A 23,809-nucleotide genomic window follows, 5' to 3' on the forward strand; every position below is an offset into this window, starting at 1 on the left:
CTGGCCGGCACCATCTCCGCCCCCTACCGCCACCACGCCGCCACCGCCCTGCGCGAAACCACCCTCCGCGCCCACCACTGGGGCGCCCCCACCCCCCCCCTCCCCCCCCCCCCCCCCACCCCCCGGCCCCCCCCCCCCCCCCCCCCCCCCCCCCCCCCCCCCCCCCCCCCCCCCCCCCCCCCCCCCCCCCCCCCCCCCCGCCCCCCCCCCCCCCCCCCCCCCCCCACACCCACCCCCCCCCCCCCCAACAAAAACAAACCCCCGGCCCCGGTGAGGCCGACCCGGACGAGGCGGTGGCGGCACACGCCAGGGCCGCCGCCCTGACCCACCACCGCACGCTCGCCGTGCAGGCCGAGCACGACCGGCTCACCGACCTGCTGCGGCGGGCCGCGCTGCCCGTCTCGGCCATGGACTTCGAGAGCCAGCTGCGCCACTACCAGCCCCGCCCCTACCCGGCCGACGCCCCCGGCACCGACGACCGGCAGGAGCCCCGCTGGGAGGACTTCGCCCCCGCCGAGCCGCCCGCGGCCGATCCGGACAGCGGCCCGTCCCGCCGGCTGCTCGACTCCGGCTACCAGCGGGAACTGGCCCAGGCCAGGCTCACCCACCAGCGCGCCCTGCGCGAGTGGCGCACCCGCAGGGCCGAGGCCGGCAGCCCGGCCGCCGACGAGTCCCGGCGCGCCCACGAGGCGGCCGAGGAGGCCAGGGCCCGCGCCGTGCGCGAGTACAACGAGAGCCTGGAGGAGTGCCGGCGGGCCTACCGGCTGGCCGAGCCGGCCGCCGTCGAGTCGCTGCTGGAACGGGCGCTGGCCGCCGCCGAGACCGCCACCCAGGACCTGCCCGCCCCCTGCCGGGCGGTGTTCCGCCCGCTCACCCGCACCGCCGTGCTGGACCTCGACCTGCCGCCGCTCGGCCTGGTGCCCTCGCTCACCGGCTACCGGCTCGCCCCGGACGGCGACATCCTCCCGGTGCCGCGCCCGCCCGCGGACCGGGCCACCGACTACCTGCGGCTGGTCGCCCGGCTCGCCCTGCGCGCCCTCCAGGCCGCCGACGCCGTCGACACCGACGAGATACTCGCCGGTGTCGTCCTCAACGGCTGGCTGCGCGATCCGGCCATGACCGAGCCGCTCTGCCTGGTCAGCGTGGACGCCGACCGCGACGCGCTGGCCCGCACCCGCCTGCTGCCGCCGGGCACCCCGTACGAGGAGCGCGACGACGAGGGCGTCTACGCCGACGCCGAGCAGGACGAGGCCCTGGTGCGGCTGCGCCGGCTCGGTGCGGCCGTCACCCCGAACCCGTACGCGTGGGCCGGGATCCAGCCGGCCGCCCAGGCCGGGGCCACCGTGCCGGCCGCCTCCGACCTGTCCGCCAACGAGTTCGCCCAACTGGTGCGCGACCTGCTGACCCGGGGCGGCATCGCGCAGTGGAGCGTCCGGCTGCGCGGCCCGGCCGGGCTGGTCGCCACCGGCGAGGGCGCGCCCGGCAGCTCGCTGCCCGGCCGCTGGGTGGTCTGGGCCTCCCGGGACACCGCGCCGATCGGCACGGAGCAGATAGAGACCCTGGCCGAGGCGGTCGGCGAGGAGTCCGCCGAGCGCGGCCTGCGGCTGACCACCGGCAGCTTCACCGACGAGGTGCTGGACCTCACCGCCGAGGCGAGCCACCGGCACCTCCACCTGATCGACGGCGACGGCGTCCGCGAACTCGCCGGCACCCACCTCGGGCTGCCGCTCGCCACCGGCTGCTGACCACCCCGGCTCCGGTCGGCCGGCCCGTCGGGAGCCCCGCCGGAAGCCTCACACCGACGGCCCATCCGGCGGGCGGCCCGGCACCCCCGGACCGAGGCTGGGGGAACGGCTCCCGGCCGGACCCCGGCACCCCGGGTGATCACCGCCGTACGGGCGTCCGGTACGGTCGGCGGTCGTCCCGGCCACGGGCGGACCCCAGGGGGAGAGGAATGGGCAGAGCGTTCGGCGGACCACACGACGGCCCCGGCCGGCCGGCCGGACCCGCGGCGGAGCCGGCCCGATGACCGCGGTACTGGTCGCCGCCGCGGCGTTCCTGATGACCCTGGTCGGCGGTTTCGTCGCCCAGCGCACCCGCGACCGCCGCCACCTGGTGCTCGGCTTCGCCGCCGGACTGATGCTCGGCGTGGTCGCCTTCGACCTGCTGCCCGAGGCGATCCACCAGGCGCCGGGCGAGGTGCACGGCGTGCCGCAGGCCCTGCTGATGTTCGCGGCCGGCTTCCTCACCATCCACGTGGTCGAGCGCGCGGTCGCCATCCACCGCGGCCACGAGGGCGAGTACGCCGCGCACTCCCACGGCCACCACGACGGGCACGCGCACGAGGCCGGGCGCCAGGGCATCGGGCTGACCGCCGCGCTGGCCCTGGTCGGGCACAGCGTGATGGACGGCTTCGCGATCGGCGCGGCCTTCCAGGCCGGCACCACGGTCGGCACGGTGGTGGCCATCGCGGTGGTCGCGCACGACTTCGCCGACGGCTTCAACACGTACACGATCACCCGGCTGTACGGGAACAACCGGCGGCGGGCGCTGACCCTGCTCGCGGCGGACGCCGTGGCCCCGGTGTCCGGCGCGGCGATCACCCTGGCGTTCACCATCCCGGAGCACCTGCTCGGCCTCTACCTGGGCTTCTTCTCCGGCTTCCTGCTCTACCTGGCGACCTCCGACATCCTCCCGGAGGCGCACAGCCCGCACCCCTCGCGCAGCACCCTGCTGTGCACCGTGGCCGGGGTCGGCTTCATGTGGCTGGTGATCGGCTTGGCCGGCTGAGGCCCGGACGAGGCGGGGACCGGCCCGTCGGTCGCCGAACCGGATGCCGTGCCCCTCGAACCGGACACCCTGCTGCTCAGGCGGGGCCGGCGCTCGGGCCAACAGCCGCCCCCAGCTCTCCCGCATCGAGCCCAGCGCCGCGGTGATGGCCGGCCGCCGGGAGGACTGGGAGCGCCCGAGCGCGAACACCCGGCGGCTCGGTTCCGGCGGTCTTCCTCGTCGGCCCGCCCAGGGCCGCCCGGCGCTGGGCCGTGGTGGTCGGCGTGGTCCTCGGGGAGGTCGAGTTCGGGCTGCTCTTCCTCGGCATGCACACCGGGATGCCGGCCGGGCTCTCCTCCCTGGTGCTCCAGGGGCAGGCCGGCTTCACCGCGCTCCGTCCGGGGGCGGCCGGGAAACGCCCCGGCTAGTACCGCCTCGGCGGCCCGGCTGCGAGGAAACGGGCCTCGGCGGAGCGCAGCACCCGCAGCAGCACCTCCTCGTCGGCGGGGCTGACCTCGCCGAAGTACTCCTGTGCGACCTCGTCCCTGACCTGCCCGATCCGTTCCACCGCCGCCCGTCCGGCCTCGGTCAGCAGGATCCGCACCGCCCGCCGGTCGGCCGGGTCGGGGCTGCGTTCGACCAGGCCGGCCTCCTCCAGCGCGTCGACCACGGTGGTGGCCGAGCGGGGGGCGATGTGCAGCTGGTCGGCGAGGTCGCTCAGCCGCATCGCCCGGTCGGGCGTCTCGCAGCCGGGCACGTGGGCGAGCATCCGCAGGGCCCTGGCCTGGCCCGGGGTGATGCCGTACGGCTCCAGCCGCCAGCCGGTCTGGCGGCGGATCCGCTTGATCGCCCTGGTCATCGCGTCGGCCAGCTCGGCGGCGGAGCCCGGGGTGCCGGGTCGGGGGCCGGGGGAGGGGGCCGCCGGTCCGTCGGTCGGCGTGGTGGTCATCGGCGGTCTCCTCGGCTGGCGTCCGCCCCAGGGTAGCGGCCGGTCCGGGGCCCGCAGCCGATGGTGGACGGCGATCGCGGAAATATGTTGAGCCTAGCTCAGTATCTGGGTTAGCGTTGCCTCTAGTGAGGGGACCCTAAGTTTCCCTCCCCGACCCTGGAGGGCCCATGCCCCGCTCCGAAGCCCGCGTCACCACCGACCGCCCCGGCCGCTACGCCAAGCAGCTCACCGCCCACATGGGGCGCAAGATCGAGGCCACCTACTCCGACGAGACCGGCCGCGGCACGCTCGTCTTCGGCGCCGGCACCGCCACCCTGGAGGCACAGCCGGACGCCCTGCTGCTCACCGTCGAGGGCGAGCGCGAGAACCTCCCCGGCCTGGAGGACGTGGTCGGCCGCCACCTGGTCCGCTTCGGCGCCCGCGACGAACTCGTCATCGAGTGGCACCGGGACAACGGCGAGCCCGGCATGGTTCACCGCAACGAGGACCCCGAGGCCTGACGGCTCCCGGCCCCGGGCCGGGGCAGCCACCGGGCGAGCGCCCACAGCACCAGGACGGCCAGGCACCAGCTCGCCACGACGTCCAGCAGCCAGTGGAAGTCGCTCCACACCAGCCCCGCGCCCACCCCGAGCGACAGCAGCACCGCGGCCGCCGTCAGCCCCCGGACGGCACGCGGCCCCGCCACTCGGGCCAGCAGCACTGCCGCCACCCCGTACGAGATCGCCGCGGTCGCGGTGTGCCCGGAGGGGTACCAGCCCCACTGGCCGGCCGTCAGCGGCTCCCCGAGCGGGCCCGGCCGGGCGAAGGCCGCCTTCGCCGGGACCACCAGCAGCGGGATCAGCACCGCCGTCAGCGCCGCCACCGGCAGGGGCAGCCACCAGCGTCCGGCCCCGGTCCGGCGCCCCCGCCAGGCGGCCAGCGCGCCGGCCAGCAGCAGCACCGGGACCGCGGGGACGCTGCTGCCCAGGTCCGACAGGAGGTGGCCGAGGCGGTCGGGCAGCGCGTCAGGAGAGTCCCGGTGAGCGGCGCGGACCGCGTGGCGGACCGAACGGTCCACGCCGAGCAGCGGCCCGTCCACCGCGACCTGCCAGGACACCACCAGCAACAGCACCGCCGCCACCACCGGCACGGCCACCGAGCGCGCCGCCCGGCCCAGGACGGCGGACAGCCGCCCCGGAGCAGGGGGGAGAGCTCCGGGGCGGCTCTGATGATCGCCGTTCCGTGCGCCCCGGGGGGTGTGGGTCGGACGGTCGGTCGATCGGCCTTCGGTGTGCGCCGCCCCTTCCGGGCCGGCCTGGTCGTCCTCGCGCGGCACCCGCGGAACCGGCCCCGGAGGGGGCCCCGCGGACGGCCTCGCCAAGGGCTGGGGCTCGCTGTCCATCTGCGATGACACTACGTCAACAGCCCTTCCACGCCGAGTGCCTTCAGTGATTCCGCACATCATCTTCACCCTGCGCCGGGCGGCCCCGGGGCGCCCCGTCGACCGTGCCCGGACCGCTCGCCCGGTGCGCCGGGAAACTGAACGGCCCGTGCGGACCAGAGGTCCCCACGGGCCGTTCAGTGCTGTCCGGACAACCCTCCGGAAGGGGGTTCACGACCTGACGGTCGGCACCGCTCAGAGAGCGGCGAACGCACCCTCCAGGATGTCCAGGCCCTCGTTCAGCAGGTGCTCCGGCATGACCAGCGGCGGCAGGAAGCGCAGCACGTTGCCGTAGGTGCCGGCGGTCAGCACGACCAGGCCCTCGGCGTGGCAGGCCTTGGCGATGGCCGCGGTGGCCTCCGCGTCCGGCTCCTTGCCACCCGGCTTCACCAGCTCGACGGCGATCATCGCGCCGCGGCCGCGGACCTCACCGATGCAGACCCGCTCGGAGTGGGCGTGCTTCTCCTGCAGGGCCCGCAGGCGGCCCAGCATGATCTCGCCGATCCGCTGCGCCTTGCCGTTGAGGTCCTGCTCCTTCATGGTCTCGATGGCGCCCAGCGCGGCGGCACAGGCCACCGGGTTGCCACCGTAGGTGCCGCCCAGGCCACCGGTCTGCGCGGCGTCCATCATCTCGGCGCGGCCGGTCAGCGCGGACAGCGGCAGGCCGCCGGCGATGCCCTTGGCGGTGGTGATCAGGTCCGGGACGATGCCCTCGTCCTCACAGGCGAACCACTGGCCGGTGCGGCAGAAACCGGTCTGGATCTCGTCCGCGACGAACACGATGCCGTTCGCCTTCGCGAACTCCACGATGGCCGGCAGGAAGCCCTTGGCCGGCTCGATGAAGCCGCCCTCGCCCTGGATCGGCTCGATGATGATCGCGGCGACGTTCTCGGCGCCGATCTGCTTGTTGATGGTGTCGATCGCCTGGGCGGCGGCCTCGGCGGCGGCGTTCTCCGCACCGGTCAGCCAGCGGTACGGGTAGGCGACCGGCACCCGGTAGACCTCGGGGGCGAACGGACCGAAGCCCTGCTTGTACGGCATGTTCTTCGCCGTCAGCGCCAGGGTGAGGTTGGTGCGGCCGTGGTAGCCGTGGTCGAACACCACGACGGCCTGGCGCTTGGTGTAGGCGCGGGCGATCTTCACCGCGTTCTCGACGGCCTCGGAGCCCGAGTTGAACAGCGCGGTGCGCTTCTCGTGGTCACCCGGGGTCAGCTCGTTCAGCTGCTCCGCGACGGCCACGTAGCCCTCGTACGGGGTCACCATGAAGCACGTGTGGGTGAAGTTGCCCAGCTGCTCGGTCGTCCGGGCCACCACGGCCTCGGCGCTGTTGCCGACGTTGGTCACGGCGATGCCGGAACCGAAGTCGATCAGCGAGTTGCCGTCCACGTCCTCCAGCACGCCGCCGTTGGCACGGGACACGTACACCGGCAGGGTGGTGCCGACACCGGCCGCCACCGCACCCAGCTTGCGGGCGTGCAGCTCCTGCGACTTCGGACCGGGGATCGCGGTGACCAGGCGGCGCTCCTGCGGGAGCGGCGTTGCGGCGCTCATGGGGTTTCTCCAGACTTCTCGGCTCGGTGCTTCGCAGGCTACGGCCGCCCTCCCCACCCGGGCACGCGCCACTCGGTAGCAGTGCGCCCTCCGACTTGTCCGGCACGGCCAGCGCGGGTGGTGCGACTACCCGCAGGCCGCGCTCCACTACCCTGAGCGCGGGCGTGTCGCCGGTACGGCGGCATGGGTATGGCGGCACCGACGGCGGTCGGGCCGGGCGGGCGAGGGAGCGGGGCCGTACATGGCACAGGGCGGGGCACACCACCACAGCGAGCGCACCGGCACCAGACCCCCGACCCCCCTGCCCCACCAACGGCCCGGCACGGCCGCGAACGGCCCCTTCGACCTCGCGGCCTGGGCCCGCGCGCCCCGCCCCGACGCCGACCCGGGCGTCTACCGGCTCGGCTACCGGCGCATGGACCCGGAACGGGCGGAGGCGGCCAGGGTCGCGGCCTGGCCGCTGTTGCTGCGGGCGGGGTTGAACGGGGTGGTGGCGTGGCTGGCCTTCGTCTACGGCACCCAACTGGTGCTCCACCTGATCGTGATGACTGTTTGGGTTGAACACCCCACCGAGACGCTGGTGACTGTCGTAGGGCTGTCGGTGAACGTCCTGGTGGCCGCCGTGGTCATCAAGATCTTCGGCCGGATGGGCCGCTGGCCCGAGGTGTGGCGCCGGTACGTTGCGCCGCTGCTGTCGCGGACGGTGACGCAGGAGCAGCCCGCCGAGGAGGACGTCCCGGGGGCGGAGGTCGCGCGGGGGCAGGACCCGTGGGACGGGCTGCGCCGGGGTGGCGCGGCCGAGGCGGCCGCCCGGCTGGACGCCGAGGTGGTGGGGGACGTCGACTACGTGCGGATCCAGCGCGCCTGGGAGTCCGCCCAGGCGGACCCGGTGTTCGTGCCGGCCTTCACCGGGCAGGTGGCCGCCCGCGGCGCCGCGGCCTTTGCCCACCCCTCCGAGTCCCGCGAGCTGCCCGGTCGCGCCGAGCGGCACGACCTGCTGCTCGCCCAGGTCAGGCTCGGTACCGCGCAGGACGTCCCGAAGAACCCGCTGGGCCACCGGGCGGCCGGTTTCGCGCTGGATCCGGCGGTGCTGGGGACCTCGCTGCTCGCGGTGGGCCCGGCCGGGACCGGGAAGACGGCGCGGCTGGCCCGGCCGGTGGCCGAGGCGCTGTGCCTGCAGGCTCTGTCCGGCACCGCCTGCGTGGTGGTGGTCGGGGCGGCGGACTCCGATCTCGGCCCGGACTCCTGGTACGACGTGGTGATCGCCCCCGGTGACCCGTCCTCGGTGTACGGGCTGGACCTCTACGGCGCCGCGCAGGACCCCGACGAGGCGGCCGCCCGGCTGGCCGAGGCGCTGTTGCCGGACGAGCTGACCGCCCGCTCGGAGCCCGCCCGTACCGCGTTGCAGCAGGTGGTGGGCCCCTTCCACGCCGCGTACGGCCGCTACCCCGGGGTGCGGGAGCTGCGGGGGCTGTTGGCCGGTGAGCCGGATGTGCTGGCAGCCCTGGTGAAGGCGCTCGGCGTGGCCGGCCGGCTGGCCGTCCACGAGCGGGACCTGGAGCACCGGGAGCGGCAGCGCGACCGGGCGGACGACCCCGGGGCGCTGCTGGCGGACCGTCTGGCGCTGCTGGAGCGGCCCGCCTTCGAGGGTGCCTTCGCGACCGACGGCACCGGTCGGCCCCCGTTCGCGATGCGGGTGCTGGACCATCCGCTGAGGGTGCGGGTGAAGCTGCCGGAGCGGAGCCACCCGGAGGCGGCCCGGATGCTGTCCCGGCTGGTGGTGGGGCAGTTCGTGCAGGCGGCCGGGGCTCGCGAGGACCGCTCCCTGTTCGCCGGACTGGTGGTGGACGACGCCTCGGCGGCGCTGGACGCGACCGCGGTGCGCGGCGTGCAGCGGATGCGCGGGGCGAACGCGGGCGCGGTGCTGCTGCTGCGGACGCTGGTGGACCTGCCGGAGGCGCTGCGGGCGCCGCTGTTCGGCGCGGTCGGCTGCCGGATGGCGTTCCCGGGGATCGCGCCGTGGGACGGGAAGCTGTTCTCGGAGGCCTGGGGGACGCACCTGGTGCAGGAGACCGCCGTCACCCACACCCCCGACACCTCCGGTGGCGTGATCAGGCGGGCCGGGCGGGTCGGGCGGAAGGCGTTGTCGGGGACGGCGGCGCAGACGGAGTCGGTGACGACGCGGGACGTGGAGCGGCTGCGGTGGTCGCCGTCGGATCTGGCGCACGCGCTGCCGGCCGGGCATGCGGTGGTGTCGTTGACGGCGGTGTCGGGGGAGCAGGTGCCGCCGTTGCTGGTGGATCTGCGGGGGTGACGGCGGGGCGGCGGGGGGGAAGTCGCCTTCGAGGTGGATTCGGCAGTGCGGGTTGTCCGGAGCGTCCATAATGAAGGGGAGAGACCCTCATCGGTCCCGTGTCCCTCTCCTCGCCCGGCCGCAACGGCGCGGTCAGGTCGATCCCCCGAAGGTGCCATGCCCCCCACACTCGCCTCCGTCGTCCGCAACACGTCGCTCCATCTGACGGTCCTCGCCGGTGCGGATCACCTGGAGCGCCCGGTCCGCTGGGTGCACACCAGTGAGCTGGACGATCCGACGCCGTTCCTGGAGGGTGGCGAGCTGCTGCTCACCACCGGTATCAAACTGGGCCGCACGGCGGCGCGGTTGCAGGCGTACGTGCACCGGCTGGCCGATGCCGGGGTGGTGGGGCTGGGGATCGGGGTGGGGCTGTCGCACACCGAGGTGCCGCAGGCGCTGGTGGACGCGGCGGCGCAGCGCGGGCTGCCGCTGCTGCGGGTGCCGGAGCCGACGCCGTTCATCGCGATCAGCAAGGTGGTGTCGGCGGCGCTGGCCGCGGAGCAGTACGAGGCGGTGACGACCAGCTTCGAGGCGCAGGAGGAGCTGACCAGGGCGGCGCTCGGCAAGGACGGCACGACGGCGGTGGTGCGTCGGTTGGCGGCCCGGCTGGGGGGCTGGGCGGCGCTGTACGACGGGTCGGGCGCGCTGTCGGTGGTGGCTCCGGACTGGGCGGCGCGCCGGGCCGGGCGGCTGGCGGCTGAGGTGGACCGGCTGCGTCGGCGGCCGGCGCCGTCGAGTGCGGCGCTGCAGGGGCGCGCGCCGGGGATAGACACGGCGGACGAGGACTACGTGGTGGTCCAGTCGCTGGGGGCGGACCGGCGGGCCCGGGGCTTCCTGGCGGTGGGGACCGAGGACCGGATCACGCCGACCGAGCGGTACGTGCTGAACGCGGCGGTGGCGCTGCTGACCCTCACCCTGGAGCGTTCGCGGGAGCTGCGGCAGGCCGAGGAGCGGATGGGCGCGGCGCTGCTGCGGATGGTGCTGGCCGGTGAGGTGGCGACGGCCCGCCAGGTGGCGGTGGGGCTGTTCGGGGGAATGCCCGAGGGGACGATACGGGTCCTGGTGGCCGGGGTCGGTGCGGCGAACGCGGATTCCGCCGAGTCGCTCGGGGAGCTGGGCGACCGGGCCGAGCAGGCGGGTGCCCGGGTGGGCGAGAAGCTGCTGGTGGCGCGGGAGGACGGGGCGCACGGGCCGCGGCTGATGGTGCTGGCGCTGGACAACGGCGCGGTGCACCGGGCCTGCCTGGGGGCGGTGGAGGAGCACGAGGGGCTGTCGCTGGGGGTGTCGGCGCCGGCCGCGCTGGAGGAGGCAGGGACGGCGCACGCGCAGGCCGAGCGGGCGCTGGCGGTGGCGCTGCGCGGTGGCCGCAGGTCGGTGGACCACGAGGAGGTCGGCGCGGGGTCGCTGCTGCCGCTGCTCGGCGAGGACGCGGTGACGGCCTTCGCGGAGGGGCTGCTGCGGCCGCTGCGGGATCACGACCGGACGGCCCGCGGGGACCTGGTCGCCTCGCTGCGGGCGTGGTTGTCCCGGCACGGCCAGTGGGACGCGGCCGCGGCGGACCTGGGCGTGCACCGGCACACGCTGCGCTACCGGATGCGCCGGGTCGAGGAGCTGCTGGGCCGTTCGCTGGACGACACGGACGTGCGGATGGAGCTGTGGCTGGCGCTCCGCTCGGGCGAGGAGTAGGGCCCCTGAGGCGTCCCCGGGGTCCTGGCGTGACGCGGACGCCCCGCCGGTAGGACGCGGTGGAGTGGCCCCGGGGCCGAACGCTCCGAGTCGGCCAATCCGGTCGGCGCGCCGCCGCCCCTACCCTCAAAACCGGGTCCCACGTCCGTGGGCCGTAGGACAGACGAGGAGAGGGCCGGTACCACGGTGACCACCACGTACGAATTCTGGCTCGCCGGCCGCCGGGCGAGCGGTGACGCCGACTTCGAGGTGCACAACAGCTGGGACGGCCGCCTGGTCGGCAAGGTGAGCATCCCGACCGAGGCCCAGGTCGAGGAGGCGCTCGACGCCGCCGTCGCCGCGCTGCCGGTGTTCGCCGCCACCCCGGCGCACCAGCGTGCCGCCGCCCTGGACCACGTGGCCAAGCGGCTGACCGAGCGCACCGAGGAGCTGGCCCAGCTGGTCAGCGCCGAGAACGGCAAGCCGATCAAGTGGGCCCGCGGTGAGATCGGCCGCGCGGTGTCGGTCTTCCGCTGGGCCTCCGAGGAGGCTCGCCGCACCAACGGCGAGACCATGCGGCTGGACACCGACCCAGGCGGCGTGGGCCGCTTCGCGGTGGTGCGCCGCTTCCCGCGCGGTGTCGTGCTGGGGATCGCCCCGTTCAACTTCCCGCTGAACCTGGTCGCCCACAAGGTCGCCCCGGCGATCGCGGTCGGCGCTCCGATCATCCTGAAGCCGGCCCCGTCGACCCCGCTGTCGGCGATGGTGCTGGGCGAGATCCTGGCCGAGACCGACCTGCCGGTCGGCTCCTGGTCGATCCTGACCGTGCCGAACGACCGGATGCCGGCCCTGGTGCAGGACGAGCGCCTGCCGGTGATCTCCTTCACCGGTTCGGACAAGGTCGGCTACCAGATCATGGACTCGGTGCCGCGCAAGCACTGCACCCTGGAGCTCGGCGGCAACGCCGCGGCCGTGGTGCTCGCCGACTGGTCCTCGGAGGCCGACCTGGACTGGGCGGCCACCCGGATCGCGATGTTCGCCAACTACCAGGGCGGCCAGTCCTGCATCTCGGTGCAGCGGGTGATCGCCGACGCGTCGGTGTACGACGCGCTGGCGGAGAAGGTCGTCGCCAAGGTCAGGGCGCAGGTCACCGGTGACCCGGGCGACGACGCGACCGACGTCGGCCCGCTGATCGACGAGAACGCCGCGAAGCGCGTCGAGTCCTGGGTCGAGGACGCGGTCGCCAAGGGCGCCAAGGTGCTCACCGGCGGCACCCGCGAGGGCGCGACCTACGCCCCGACCGTGCTGGCCGACCTGCCCGGCGACGCCATCCTGGCCAAGGCCGAGGTGTTCGGCCCGGTGCTGTCGCTGCACCGAGTGGACGGCGTGGACGAGGCCTTCGCGGCCGTCAACGACTCGGCGTTCGGCCTCCAGGCGGGCGTGTTCACCCACGACCTCCAGACCGCCTTCCGCGCGCACCGGGAGCTGGAGGTCGGCGGTGTGATCATCGGCGACGCGCCGTCCTACCGCGCCGACCAGATGCCGTACGGCGGCGTCAAGGACTCCGGTGTCGGCCGTGAGGGCGTCAAGTACGCGATGGACGACTACACCGTCGAGAAGGTCATGGTCCTGACCGGCCTCGACCTCTGATCGACGCCGTGGCAGTGCCGTAGCAGTGCCGTAGCGGGAGGGCCCGGTTCGCCGAACCGGGCCCTCCTCGCGTTCCCGGGTCCGTCCCGGGCTCAGCCGTCGTGTCCGGCGGCCGCGGCGACCGCCTCCTCGACGGTGGCGTTCCCGGCGACCAGTTCCAGGGTCAGCCCGGCGGTGGCGGGCTCGTGCAGCAGGGCGGCCAGGACGGCGGCGACGTCGGCCCGGTCCACCGCGCCGCGGTCGACCGAGGGGGCCAGCCGGACCAGGCCGGTGCCGGGGCCGTCGGTGAGCCGCCCGGGGCGCAGCACCGTCCACTCCAGCGCGGTGCGGGCCCGGACGGCGTCGTCGGCGGCGCCCTTGGCCCGCAGGTAGGTCTCGAAGACCTGGTCGGCGGGGTGGTGGGCGCCGGCGTCGGCGGCCATCGCCGAGACCATCAGGTAGCGGCGGACGCCGGCGAGTTCGGCGGCGTCGGCCAGCAGCACGGCGGCGTCCCGGTCGACGGTGTTCTTGCGGGCGGCGCCGCTGCCGGGGCCGGCGCCGGCGGCGAAGACCACCGCGTCGGCCCCGGTGAGCAGTGCGGCGAGCTGCGGTGCGGTGGCGGCCTCCAGGTCGAGCAGCAGCGGTTCGGCGCCGGCGTCGGCGAGGTCCTGGGCCTGTTCGGGGCGGCGGATGATCCCGGCGGGGCGTTCGCCGCGTGCGGCGAGCAGCCGTTCCAGCCGGAGCGCGATCTGTCCGTGGCCCCCGGCGATGACGGTACGCATGGTTCCGACGGTAGCCCGGGAGGGGCGGGGCGGCCCGTGGGGGTCGGGGGCGGTGCCGCGGACAGGACACAATGGGCGCATGACTTCGCTCGCTCACCCGCAGCTGCGTTTCACGCCCATCGTGGCGGACCCCTCCGGCCCCCGGGAGCTGGTGATCCTGGGCTCGACCGGTTCGATCGGCACCCAGGCGATCGATGTGGTGCTCCGCAACCCGGACCGCTTCCGGGTGGTCGCCCTGTCGGCGGCGGGTGGCCGGGTGGAGCTGCTGGCCGAGCAGGCGCTGCGGCTGGGCGTGCACACCGTGGCGGTGGCGGACCCGGCGGCCGAGCCGGCGCTGCGCGAGGCGCTGGCCGCCGAGGCGGCGGGCCGTCCGCTGCCGGCCGTGCTGGTGGGCCCGGACGCGGCGACCGAGCTGGCCGCGATGGAGTGCCACTCGGTGCTGAACGGCATCACCGGTTCGATCGGCCTGCGGCCGACGCTGGCCGCGCTGGAGGCGGGCCGGGTGCTGGTGCTGGCCAACAAGGAGTCGTTGATCGTCGGCGGTCCGCTGGTGAAGGCGGTGGCGAAGCCGGGCCAGATCGTGCCGGTGGACTCCGAGCACGCCGCGCTGTTCCAGGCGCTGGCGGGCGGGACCAGGGCCGAGGTCCGCAAGCTGGTGGTGACCGCGAGCGGCGGTCCGTTCCGCACCAGGAGCAGGGAGCAGCTGGCCGGGGTGACCCCGCAGGAGGCGCTGGCGCACCCGACCTGGGCGATGGGCCCGGTCGTCACGATCAACTCGGCCACCCTGGTGAACAAGGGCCTGGAGGTGATCGAGGCGCACCTGCTGTACGACGTGCCCTTCGACCGGATCGAGGTCGTGGTGCATCCGCAGTCGGTGGTGCACTCGATGGTGGAGTTCACCGACGGGTCGACCCTGGCGCAGGCCAGTCCGCCGGACATGCGGATGCCGATCGCGCTGGGGATCGGCTGGCCGGACCGGGTGCCGGACGCCGCCCCCGGCTGCGACTGGACCAAGGCGGCCACCTGGGAGTTCTTCCCGCTGGACGACGAGGCCTTCCCCGCGGTCGAGCTGGCCCGCGAGGTGGGCACCCTGGGTGGCACCAGCCCGGCGGTCTTCAACGCGGCCAACGAGGAGTGCGTGGAGGCATTTCTGAAGGGCCGCCTCGCCTTCACCGGAATCGTGGACACTGTTGCCAAGGTCGTGGCCGAGCACGGTCAGCGGGACGGCGCTCCGGCGGCGGGAACTTCCCTGACGGTCGAGGACGTCCTGCACGCGGAGGACTGGGCGCGCGCCCGGGCCCGCGAGCTGGCGGCCGGCTGACGGTCGACTGACGGCCCCGATTGCGGTAGGACGAGACGATGAGCGGAGCGGCATGACGGAGGACCAGCGGTGGCAACGGTTTTGACGGTGGTCGGCATCCTGGTCTTCGTCATCGGGCTGCTGATCTCGATCGCCTGGCACGAACTCGGCCACCTCTCCACGGCCAAGCTGTTCGGCATCCGGGTGCCCCAGTACATGGTCGGCTTCGGCCCGACCCTCTGGTCACGCCGCAAGGGCGAGACCGAGTACGGCATCAAGGCGATCCCGTTCGGCGGGTACATCCGGATGATCGGGATGTTCCCGCCGGGCGACGACGGCAGGATCACCAAGCGCAGCAGCTCGCCCTGGCGCACCATGATCGAGGACGCCCGCGAGGCCTCCTACGAGGAGATCCAGGAGGGTGACGAGAGCCGGCTCTTCTACACCCGCAAGCCGTGGAAGCGCATGATCGTCATGTTCGCCGGGCCGTTCATGAACCTGGTCCTGGCGTTCGGCCTCTTCCTGACCGTCATGATGGGCTTCGGCGTCCAGATGAGCGTGCCGACGGTCAAGACCGTCGCCCAGTGCGTCGTCAAGGCGGGCCAGCCCACCGACAGCTGCCCGGAGGGCGCCCCGCAGACCCCTGCCGCCCAGGCCGGGCTGAAGGCGGGGGACAAGATCCTCTCCTTCGACGGCGACCGGATCCGCGGCTACGACCAGCTCCAGGAGGACATCCGCAGGTCGGCCGGCAGGACCGTGCCGGTGGTGGTCGAGCGGGACGGTCAGCAGCACACCCTCACTCCGACCATCGCGGTCAACGACGTCCAGAAGTACGACGGGAACAACATCCCGATCAAGGGCGCGACCGTCCAGGCCGGGTTCCTTGGATTCACTCCTGCGAGTGGTGTGGTCCAGCTGGGATTCGGGCAGTCGGTGGACCGGATGTACGACATGGCCGAGAACGGGGTGAAGTCGCTGATCGCCCTGCCCGGCAAGATCCCCGGGCTGTGGAACGCGGTCGTCGGTGACGCCCCGCGCGACCCGGACTCGCCGATCGGCATGGTCGGCGCCGCCCGGGTCAGCGGCGAGGTCTTCTCGCTCGACATCCCCGGCACCCAGCGGATCGCGGTCTTCGTGAACCTGCTGGCCGGCATCAACCTGTCGCTCTTCCTCTTCAACATGCTGCCGCTGCTCCCGCTGGACGGCGGGCACATCGCCGGCGCGGCCTGGGAGGCGGTCCGGCGTCGATTCGCACAGGTGTTCAGGCGGCCCGACCCGGGCCCCTTCGACGTCGCCAGGCTGATGCCGGTGGCGTACGTGGTGGCCAGCGTCTTCATCGGCTTCACGCTGCTGGTGATGGTCGCCGACCTGGTGAACCCGGTGAAGATCGGCTAGGGCGTTCGGGTACCGCGGGTGTGCTGGGCGCCGTGGCGGTGCCGTACCGTGGAGGCCGGGTGCGCGATCGTCAGCGCGCCCGGCCTCGGCCGTGTCACGGCCGGGCGGTCGACCACACCTCTACCCCGGGGAACCCTGCGCACATGACCGCGATCTCGCTCGGTATTCCGTCCCTGCCGCTCAAGCCGCTGGCCAAGCGCCGCTACTCCCGGCAGATCATGGTCGGCAACGTGCCGGTCGGCGGCGACGCCCCGGTCTCGGTGCAGTCGATGACCACCACGGTGACCTCGGACATCAACGCCACGCTCCAGCAGATCGCCCAGCTCACCGCGTCCGGCTGCCAGATCGTCAGGGTCGCCGTGCCCTCCCAGGACGACGCCGACGCGCTGCCGATCATCGCCAGGAAGTCGCAGATCCCGGTCATCGCGGACATCCACTTCCAGCCGAAGTACGTCTTCGCGGCGATCGACGCGGGCTGCGCCGCGGTGCGGGTGAACCCGGGGAACATCAAGGCCTTCGACGACAAGGTCGGCGAGATCGCCAAGGCCGCCAAGGACGCGGGCGTGCCGATCCGGATCGGCGTCAACGCCGGCTCGCTCGACAAGCGCCTGATGGAGAAGTACGGCCGGGCCACCCCGGAGGCGCTGGTCGAGTCCGCGCTGTGGGAGTGCTCGCTGTTCGAGGAGCACGACTTCCGCGACATCAAGATCTCGGTCAAGCACAACGACCCGGTCGTGATGATCAACGCCTACCGCCAGCTCGCCGCCGCGTGCGACTACCCGCTGCACCTCGGCGTGACCGAGGCCGGTCCGGCCTTCCAGGGCACCATCAAGTCGGCGGTCGCCTTCGGCGCGCTGCTGGCCGAGGGCATCGGCGACACCATCCGGGTCTCGCTCTCGGCCCCGCCGGCCGAGGAGATCAAGGTCGGCAACCAGATCCTGGAGTCGCTCGGGCTGCGCGAGCGCGGCCTGGAGATCGTCTCCTGCCCGTCCTGCGGCCGCGCCCAGGTGGACGTCTACAAGCTCGCGGAGGAGGTCACCGCCGGGCTGGAGGGCATGGAGGTGCCGCTGCGGGTGGCCGTCATGGGCTGCGTCGTGAACGGTCCCGGCGAGGCCAGGGAGGCCGACCTCGGGGTCGCCTCCGGCAACGGCAAGGGGCAGATCTTCGTCAAGGGCGAGGTCATCAAGACCGTCCCCGAGTCGAAGATCGTCGAGACCCTGATCGAGGAGGCGCTCAAGCTCGCCGAGCAGATGCAGGCGGCCGGCGTCGAGTCGGGGGCGCCGACCGTGGTCGCGGGCGAGTGAGCCCCGCATAGCTTGTCCTGACCGCGCGGGAGGGTCCGCGCGGCGTTTTCCGGAAGCGGGGCCGTCCGTTCGCGGACGGCCCCGCGGCCGTAGCCGGGTGGGGCCACGGAGTAGGGTGCGGCCAGAGTCGTCTCAGTGAGGTGCTGTCTCGATGCTCGATCGAGGTGTGATGCTCCCGAGCTCATTCCAGGCCGCCAGGGCCCTGGCCACCACCCGGGTGCTGGAGCCGCCCGACCTCGGGGACGCCCTGGAGATCCTCCACCGCGACCCCGTCGCCAACGCCTTCGTCGCGACCAGGGTCGAGGCCGTCGGGCTGGACCCGTGGCGGCTCGGCGGGGAGATCTGGGGCTGGTACGACGGCGACGGCGTGCTGGCCGCGCTCTGCTACGCCGGAGCGAACCTGGTCCTGGTCGACGCCGGTCCCGAGGCGGTCGCGGCGTTCGCGGAACGGGCCCGCCGGCAGGGACGGCGGTGCTCCTCGATCGTCGGGCCGGCGGCGGCCACGGCGGCCTTCTGGGCGCTGCTGGAGCGCAGTTGGGGCCCCGCGCGGGAAGTGCGGGCCCACCAGCCGCTGTTGGCGACTTCGGTACCGTCGGCGGAGATCGCGCCGGATCCGCTCGTGCGGAGGGTGCGGCGCGACGAGGTCGAGACCCTGATGCCGGCCTGCGTGGCGATGTTCACCGAGGAGGTGGGGGTGTCGCCGCTGGCGGGGGACGGCGGGCTCCTCTACCAGGCCCGGGTGGCCGAACTCGTCTCCACCGGACGGTCGTTCGCCCGGTTCGGGGAGGACGGGCAGGTCGTCTTCAAGGCGGAGATCGGGGCGGTGACGGAGGGGGCCTGCCAGATCCAGGGGGTCTGGGTCGCTCCGGAGCACCGGGGGCAGGGGCTCTCCGAGACGGGGATGGCGGCGGTCCTGGGCATCGCGTTGCGGGAGGTGGCGCCGGTGGTGTCGCTGTACGTCAACGACTTCAACCTGCGGGCCAGGGCCGCGTACCGGCGGGTGGGGTTCCGGGAGGTCGGGGCGTTCATGAGCGTTCTCTTCTGAGCGGTTCGCGTGCGGGGTTGTTGGGATCTTCGGCCGCGCCGCGGGGCGGCTGGTAGTAACGTCCGGAGCATGGATCAGCTGACCGGGGTGACGATCGGGGCCATCGACCTTGCGGACTGGGCGCCGCAGGCGCTGGAGGTCCAGGCGGTGGCGTTCGGGCTCACGCCCGAGGAGGTCGCGGTACGGCTGCACATCGTGGGGCGGCACGCCCAGCAGCCGGGGGTGATCGCGCTCGGGGCGGTCAGCGGGGGGCGGCTGGTCGGGTTCGGGTACGGGATGCCCAACCGGCGTGAGCACTGGTGGAGCACGGTGATCGAGCCCTATCTGACCACCGGGGGGCACGAGGGCTGGCTGGACGGGGTCTTCGCGGTCACCGAGCTGCACGTGCTGCCGGAGTTCCAGGGGCAGGGGATCGGCTCGCGGATCATCCGGACGCTGTGCGAGCGGTCGGGACTGGACCGGAGCATCCTCTCGGCGATCGACGCGGAGACGCCGGCGCGGCGGCTGTACCGGGCGCTGGGGTACCGGGACCTGGCGCGGGCGGTGCGGTTTCCGGCGACGGACCGGCTGTACGCGGTGATGGGGGCCCGGTTGCCCCTGCGCGGGGCCGGGGCTCAAATCTCTTTGGGCTAGAGGGAGTTGGCGAACTCAAGGTAGAGCTCGGCGTCCTCGCGGCGGTCCGGGACGAGGGCGCGGAGGGCCAGGTCGACGGCGCGGAAGAGGGTCCAGCCGCGGAGCCGGTCCCGGTCGACCTCAAGGGCTTCGGAGAGCCGGCCCAGGCGGCGGCGGACGGCGGCGGGGGCGCCGGGGGAACCGATCAGGGTGTCGGCGCGGTCCAGGGCCAGGCGGGCCAGGTCGTAGGCGCGTTCGCCGGCCAGCGGGCGCGGGTCGATGGCCAGCCAGGGGGCGCGGTCGGCGGCCAGGACGTTGCCGTGGTGGAAGTCGCCGTGCAGGAGGAAGGACTCGTCGGCGTCGCCGGCCAGGTTGCGGGCGGTGTCCAGGGCTTCGGTGATCAGGTGCCGGGCCTCGGTGCTGACGGGGTGGGGGTGCTCCGCGAGGCGGGCGGTGGTGGCGATCCGCTGGGGGACGGTGGGGAAGGGGTGTCCCTCGGGGAGTTCCGTCCAGAGGCGGTGCAGCAGGCTGGTGGCCTCCAGCATGGCCTTGGGCTCGGCGAGGGAGCGTAGCGGGATCTCGCCGTGGAGGCGTTCGAGCAGGAGCACGCCCTCGGCGGGGGCGGCGTCGAGGAGGAGGACGGCTCCCCGGCCGGCCCAGTGGGTGAGGGCGGTGTGCTCGTGGGCGGTCTCGGGGGTGGGGAGGCCGACCTTGAGGACGGCGGGGGAGAGGTCGTCGCGGTGGACGTAGGTGACCAGGCTGAGGCTGCCGCCGGGGTCGAGGGTCCGTTCCGGGGTGAGGTTCCAGGCGGCGAGGTGGGTGGCGGTCCTGGTGGGGAGGGTGGCCAGCCATTGGCGGCCGGTGTCGTAGTGGGTGGCGGTGACGTTGTGCGTCAGCCAGGGGGGGACGGTGATGGTGGGTTCGGCTCCCGACATGGGTCCATTGTCGGGGTTTGGGGGGTGGGGGTGTGGGCGGGGGGCTTTCGGGAGGGTGGGGTGGCGGGGGCGGCTCCGGGGGTGGCCGCTCCGGGGGCTGGGTGATTTTCGGACTGCCCTGCTCGTGGGTGCGACGCACGACAGGGGTGGCAGTCTGAAAATCACCCGTCACGCCCCTCTCCGGGCCACCCCCTGCGCCGCCCCCGCCCGCAGCACATCCCTCTCGCCGGGAGGGAAATCACGGGGGGCTTGCCTTGGTGGGTGGTGGGGGGAGTGGGTGGGGGCTGAGGGCAGGGGCGGGCTGGGCTGGGTGTCTGCTGGGTTCCCGGGTCAGGTGGGGATGCCGGGGAAGGGGGTGGTGGGGGCGCCCCAGTGGTGGGCGCGGAGGGTGGTTTCGCGCAGGGCGGTGGCGGCGTGGTGGCGGTAGGGGGCGGAGATGGTGCCGGCCAGGTCGGCGTAGACGGTGGTCAGGCGGGTTTCGAGGTGGATGGCGAGCTTGGTGGCGTCCGCGGGGGAGGTGACGGGGAAGGGGAGCTGGTAGCCGCCGGCTGCGGGGGTGGGGGCGGCGGAGGCGGCGGTGAGGAGGCGTTGCCAGGCGTCGCGTTGGGCCTGGTGGGCGGCGTGGGTGGTGCGGGCGTCGGTGCGCTGGGGGTCGTCGGGGAGGTGGGCGCCGACCATGCCGTAGCCGTAGACGGCGGCGTGTTCGGCGCTGAGGGCGGCCTGGAGGGAGGGGACGGCGGCGACGGCTGCGGTGGGGCCGGAGGCGTCGCGGTTGTCGGGGGTGGTGACGGGGGTCCGGTCGCCGAGGGCCGCGGCGTGCAGGGCGTTGGAGGCGGCGATGGAGGCGAGCAGGCGGGCGAGGGGCGGCGTGACCTCGGAGAGGCCGTCGAGGCGGGCTTCGGCGGTCCGGCGCTCCAGAGCGGCCAGTTCGGCGAGGGTGGGGAGGGAGCGGGTCGGGGTGCCGGTGGCCGGGGTGCCGGTGGGGGAGGGGCTGGACGGGCTGGAGGTGGGCAGGTCCTGGGCGAGGGTGGCGCGGTGCCGGGCGGTGTCGTCGCGCAGGGGCCGGAGCAAGGCGGTCTGGGCGCCGGGGGCGGTGAGCAGGGTGTCGTAGGCGCCGAGCAGGAGGTCGGCGGCGCCGATCGCGCGGAGGCGGGCGGGGGTGTCCGGGTCGCGGGGCGGGGTGGGGTCCGCGGGGTGGTCGGTGGAGCCGCCGGTGCAGGCGGTGAGGGTGGTGAGCAGTCCGAGGGCCAGGAAGGTCCGTCGGCTGGGCGGCTGCATCGGGGTCACTCCGGGCGGGTACGGGAGGACGGCCTCCCCGCCTCCCCTCGTTGGCGTGAATGATTACAGAATCCCCACGTTCCCGTGCCCGGTTCGGGGATGCCGTGCCGGGTGTGAGCTTGCTCGCAGTGGGTGGTGCGCGAGCGGCCGGGGGCGGTCCGGAATCGGTGGTTGGGGGCTTCACCGGATAGGCTTTGGGCCGAGCTGTCGTGATCCGGTGTGCCACCGGGGGCGCGGAGCGACCTTCTGACAACAGCAGACGCGGCCGAGGAGTCCACCCGGATGAGCACCACCCACACCGACCGGCTGCGAGCGTTGCTGGAGCCGCTGGCCGAGCAGGCCGGACTGGACCTGGAGGACGTCAGGGTCACCCGGGCGGGCAGCCGTCGGCAGGTGCAGATCGACGTCGACACCGACGACGGTGTGGACATGGACGCCATCGCCGAGTTCAGCCGGGTGGTCGGTGAGGCCCTGGACGGGTCGGACCTGATGGGGGACGACGCGTACCTGCTGGAGGTCGGCTCGCCGGGTGCGGAGCGTCCGCTGGTCCTGCCCCGGCACTGGCAGCGCGCCGAGGGTCGGCTGGCCAAGATCCACCTGGCGGACGGCGGGGAGATCGTCGCCCGGGTGCTGGAGGCCGACGAGGACGGCGCACTGGTCGAGGTGCAGCCGGTGAAGGGGCGTGGCCGCCCGAAGGAGCGCCGTCTGGCGTACGCCGAGGTGGCCCGGGCGCGCGTCCAGGTCGAGTTCAACCGCAAGGGTGACGACGAGCTCCTGGACGAGGCCGCGGACATCGACGAGGGGGACGACGGCACCGAGTGATTCCGGACGCCGTACGACCATGACGAACGTGACGAAAGACGAGGAGGCGTAGCCGTGGACATCGACATGAGTGCCCTGCGCACGCTGGTCAACGAGAAGAACATCCCCTTCGACCTGCTGGTCGAGTCCATCGAGTCGGCCCTCCTCACCGCGTACCACCGCACCGAGGGCTCGCGCCGTCGGGCCCGGGTGCACCTGGACCGCAAGAGCGGCCACGTCACCGTGTGGGCGATGGAGGACCCGGCGGAGCTGGACGAGGGCGTCGAGCCGAAGGAGTTCGACGACACTCCGAGCGGCTTCGGCCGGATCGCGTCCAGCATCGGCATCCAGGTGATGATGCAGCGGCTGCGCGACGCCGCCGACGACCAGACCTTCGGTGAGTACGCGGGCAAGGAGGGCGACATCGTCACCGGTGTCGTCCAGCAGGGCAACGACCCGAAGAACGTGCTGGTCGACATCGGCAAGCTGGAGGCCATCCTGCCGCCGCAGGAGCAGGTCCCGGGCGAGGACTACCGGCACGGCACCCGGCTGAAGTGCTACGTGGTGGCCGTGCGCCGCGGCGTGCGCGGGGCTTCGGTGACGCTGTCGCGCACCCACCCGAGCCTGGTGAAGAAGCTGTTCGCGCTGGAGGTCCCGGAGATCGCGGACGGCAGCGTGGAGATCGCGGCGATCGCCCGCGAGGCCGGCCACCGGACCAAGATCGCGGTCTGGTCGCGCCGCCAGGGCCTGAACGCCAAGGGCGCCTGCATCGGCCCGATGGGCGCCCGGGTTCGCGCCGTGATGGGCGAGCTGCACGGCGAGAAGATCGACATCGTCGACTGGTCCGAGGACCCGAGGGAGATGGTGGCCGCCGCCCTGTCGCCCGCGCGGGTGACCAGTGTGGAGATCGTGGACGCCGTCCAGCGCTCCGCACGGGTGATCGTGCCGGACTACCAGCTGTCGCTGGCGATCGGCAAGGAGGGCCAGAACGCCCGCCTGGCCGCGCGTCTGACCGGCTGGCGGATCGACATCCGGCCGGACACCGAGGACCAGGCCGAGGAATCGCAGGCCCGGTGATCAGTGTCGTCGTGGGCGTCCTCGTCGGTCCTCCGGGACCGGCAGGGCGGCGCCATGTCCCTTCGGAGGGGTAGACTTGCCTTCGTCTGGCCGGACGCATGTCCGAGCACGCCCGGAACGCACCTGCGTGGGCTGCCGCAAGCGCGCGGCCAAGCACCAGTTGTTGCGTGTCACGGCGGTCGAGGGCGAATGCGTCCCTGATCCCCGTGGCGCACTCCCGGGCCGAGGTGCTCACGTGCACCCCGATCCGGCCTGCCTCGACCTCGCGGTCCGCCGTCGGGCGTTCCCCCGGGCCTTCCGGCTCCAGGGCGCGCTCGACACGGATCGGCTCCGCGAGTTCATCGGGGAGCGGGCGGGCGGAGCCTCCTAGGCGGGCCGCCTTCCGCGACAGCCGCCGCTCGCGCGGCGGGGAACCACCGCAACAAGCCCAGCGCGCGGGCCGCCGCGCGCCGTGCCACCAGTCAGGTACCTCGCGATGTGGAAGTAGGTCGAGATTGCGATGAGCACTCGATGAGTACGCGATGAGTACGCGATGGGTACGCCCATGAAGTAGCGACAGTCCGGCGGACGAGACCCCCGGACTCATAGACAGGAGTGAAGTGGCTAAGGTCCGGGTTTATGAACTCGCCAAGGAGCTTGGCTTGGAGAGCAAGGCCGTCATGGCCAAGCTCACCGAGCTCGGCGAGTTCGTTCGTTCGGCGTCCTCGACGATCGAGGCGCCGGTCGTGCGCAAGTTGACTGACGCACTTGGTGTGGCCCCCACCGGTGGTGGATCCGCCAAGCCGGGCCCGCGGAAGACCGCGGCGCCCTCCCCCGCTGCCGGCTCGGGTACCCCGAAGCCGGGGGCTCCGACCCCGGGTCCGCGCCCCAGCGCGACCCCTGGTCCCCGTCCGACCCCGGCTGCCGCCGCGCCTTCCGCGCCGGCCGCCCCCGCCGCTGCCGCC

Annotated in this window: 21 protein-coding genes and 1 pseudogene; 16 read left to right on the forward strand and 6 right to left on the reverse strand. The window is 74.0% G+C overall.

Features of this window, described 5'->3' with window-relative positions; all coding sequences use genetic code 11:
• Positions 1-293 precede the first annotated feature (293 nt).
• From BU198_RS44095 to BU198_RS39020, 3 genes and pseudogenes are all read left to right on the forward strand, one after another.
• Positions 294-1,745: a restriction endonuclease gene (locus BU198_RS44095; protein WP_188301471.1), complete on the forward strand. Its 1,452-nt coding sequence runs from the start codon at positions 294-296 to the stop codon at positions 1,743-1,745.
• Positions 1,746-2,025: 280 nt separating this feature from the next.
• Positions 2,026-2,790 (forward strand): ZIP family metal transporter, encoded by a 765-nt coding sequence (locus BU198_RS39015; protein WP_188301472.1) that lies wholly within the window; start codon positions 2,026-2,028, stop codon positions 2,788-2,790.
• A gap of 197 nt (positions 2,791-2,987) precedes the next feature.
• Positions 2,988-3,191: pseudogene (locus BU198_RS39020) on the forward strand (EamA family transporter); the annotation flags it as partial.
• A 2-nt stretch (positions 3,192-3,193) separates the two neighbouring features.
• On the opposite strand, the gene BU198_RS39025 reads toward BU198_RS39020, so the two are convergent.
• Entirely contained in the window at positions 3,194-3,718 is a 525-nt protein-coding gene (locus BU198_RS39025) for a MarR family winged helix-turn-helix transcriptional regulator (RefSeq protein WP_223245537.1), read from the reverse strand.
• Between the two features lie 167 nt (positions 3,719-3,885).
• On the opposite strand from BU198_RS39025, the gene BU198_RS39030 reads away from it, so the two are divergent.
• Positions 3,886-4,218, forward strand: a complete 333-nt coding sequence (locus BU198_RS39030; protein WP_188301473.1) for a DUF2218 domain-containing protein — start codon at positions 3,886-3,888, stop codon at positions 4,216-4,218.
• Here BU198_RS39030 and BU198_RS39035 read toward each other — a convergent pair.
• Positions 4,191-4,853 carry a phosphatase PAP2 family protein gene (locus tag BU198_RS39035; protein ID WP_188301474.1) on the reverse strand — a complete coding sequence of 221 codons (663 nt, stop codon included), beginning with the start codon at positions 4,851-4,853 and terminating at the stop codon, positions 4,191-4,193. The two genes, BU198_RS39030 and BU198_RS39035, sit on opposite strands and share 28 nt — an antisense overlap.
• 480 nt (positions 4,854-5,333) lie before the next feature.
• Positions 5,334-6,689, reverse strand: coding sequence for a 4-aminobutyrate--2-oxoglutarate transaminase (gabT, locus tag BU198_RS39040; protein ID WP_188301475.1), 1,356 nt, complete (start codon positions 6,687-6,689; stop codon positions 5,334-5,336).
• A gap of 241 nt (positions 6,690-6,930) precedes the next feature.
• Here gabT and BU198_RS39045 point away from each other — a divergent pair, with 241 nt between their 5' ends.
• From BU198_RS39045 to BU198_RS39055, 3 genes are all read left to right on the forward strand, one after another.
• A complete protein-coding gene (locus BU198_RS39045) occupies positions 6,931-9,003 on the forward strand; it encodes an ATP-binding protein (RefSeq protein ID WP_188301476.1) in 2,073 nt (690 codons plus the stop codon).
• A gap of 156 nt (positions 9,004-9,159) precedes the next feature.
• Positions 9,160-10,728: a PucR family transcriptional regulator gene (locus BU198_RS39050; protein ID WP_188301477.1), complete on the forward strand. Its 1,569-nt coding sequence runs from the start codon at positions 9,160-9,162 to the stop codon at positions 10,726-10,728.
• A gap of 186 nt (positions 10,729-10,914) precedes the next feature.
• On the forward strand, positions 10,915-12,357 hold the full coding sequence (locus tag BU198_RS39055) for an aldehyde dehydrogenase family protein (protein ID WP_188301478.1): 1,443 nt from the start codon (positions 10,915-10,917) through the stop codon (positions 12,355-12,357).
• Positions 12,358-12,449: 92 nt separating this feature from the next.
• On the opposite strand, the gene BU198_RS39060 is transcribed toward BU198_RS39055, so the two are convergent.
• On the reverse strand, positions 12,450-13,118 hold the full coding sequence (locus tag BU198_RS39060) for an NAD(P)H-binding protein (RefSeq protein WP_188301479.1): 669 nt from the start codon (positions 13,116-13,118) through the stop codon (positions 12,450-12,452).
• A gap of 79 nt (positions 13,119-13,197) precedes the next feature.
• Here BU198_RS39060 and dxr point away from each other — a divergent pair, with 79 nt between their 5' ends.
• From dxr to BU198_RS39085, 5 genes are all read left to right on the forward strand, one after another.
• Positions 13,198-14,439, forward strand: coding sequence for a 1-deoxy-D-xylulose-5-phosphate reductoisomerase (dxr, locus tag BU198_RS39065; RefSeq protein WP_188301480.1), 1,242 nt, complete (start codon positions 13,198-13,200; stop codon positions 14,437-14,439).
• 69 nt (positions 14,440-14,508) lie between these two features.
• Complete coding sequence (locus tag BU198_RS39070; protein ID WP_188301481.1) at positions 14,509-15,813, forward strand: M50 family metallopeptidase; 1,305 nt, start codon at positions 14,509-14,511, stop codon at positions 15,811-15,813.
• A gap of 143 nt (positions 15,814-15,956) precedes the next feature.
• The gene (gene ispG / locus BU198_RS39075; protein ID WP_188301482.1) at positions 15,957-17,117 is read left to right on the forward strand and encodes a flavodoxin-dependent (E)-4-hydroxy-3-methylbut-2-enyl-diphosphate synthase; all 1,161 of its coding nucleotides are present in this window, start codon (positions 15,957-15,959) and stop codon (positions 17,115-17,117) included.
• A 169-nt stretch (positions 17,118-17,286) separates the two neighbouring features.
• Entirely contained in the window at positions 17,287-18,162 is an 876-nt protein-coding gene (locus BU198_RS39080) for a GNAT family N-acetyltransferase (RefSeq protein ID WP_188301483.1), read from the forward strand.
• A gap of 69 nt (positions 18,163-18,231) precedes the next feature.
• Positions 18,232-18,795 (forward strand): GNAT family N-acetyltransferase, encoded by a 564-nt coding sequence (locus BU198_RS39085; protein WP_188301484.1) that lies wholly within the window; start codon positions 18,232-18,234, stop codon positions 18,793-18,795.
• On the opposite strand, the gene BU198_RS39090 is transcribed toward BU198_RS39085, so the two are convergent.
• Together BU198_RS39090 and BU198_RS39095 are read right to left on the reverse strand one after the other, a co-directional pair.
• Positions 18,792-19,709 (reverse strand): aminoglycoside phosphotransferase family protein, encoded by a 918-nt coding sequence (locus tag BU198_RS39090; protein WP_188301485.1) that lies wholly within the window; start codon positions 19,707-19,709, stop codon positions 18,792-18,794. The two genes, BU198_RS39085 and BU198_RS39090, sit on opposite strands and share 4 nt — an antisense overlap.
• 330 nt (positions 19,710-20,039) lie before the next feature.
• On the reverse strand, positions 20,040-20,987 hold the full coding sequence (locus BU198_RS39095; RefSeq protein WP_188301486.1) for a ferritin-like domain-containing protein: 948 nt from the start codon (positions 20,985-20,987) through the stop codon (positions 20,040-20,042).
• Between the two features lie 282 nt (positions 20,988-21,269).
• Between BU198_RS39095 and rimP the strand changes: the two genes are divergently transcribed.
• From rimP to BU198_RS39115, 4 genes are all read left to right on the forward strand, one after another.
• Positions 21,270-21,809 (forward strand): ribosome maturation factor RimP, encoded by a 540-nt coding sequence (gene rimP, locus BU198_RS39100; RefSeq protein ID WP_188301487.1) that lies wholly within the window; start codon positions 21,270-21,272, stop codon positions 21,807-21,809.
• A gap of 54 nt (positions 21,810-21,863) precedes the next feature.
• A complete protein-coding gene (nusA, locus tag BU198_RS39105; RefSeq protein ID WP_188301488.1) occupies positions 21,864-22,865 on the forward strand; it encodes a transcription termination factor NusA in 1,002 nt (333 codons plus the stop codon).
• A 76-nt stretch (positions 22,866-22,941) separates the two neighbouring features.
• A complete protein-coding gene (locus tag BU198_RS39110) occupies positions 22,942-23,235 on the forward strand; it encodes a YlxR family protein (protein WP_188301489.1) in 294 nt (97 codons plus the stop codon).
• Positions 23,236-23,464: 229 nt separating this feature from the next.
• Positions 23,465-23,809: translation initiation factor IF-2 N-terminal domain-containing protein (locus BU198_RS39115; protein ID WP_188301490.1), on the forward strand; the 345-nt coding region annotated here is incomplete at its 3' end.

This window comes from Streptomyces sp. CBMA156 (genome assembly GCF_014596515.1).
GTDB lineage: Bacteria > Actinomycetota > Actinomycetes > Streptomycetales > Streptomycetaceae > Kitasatospora.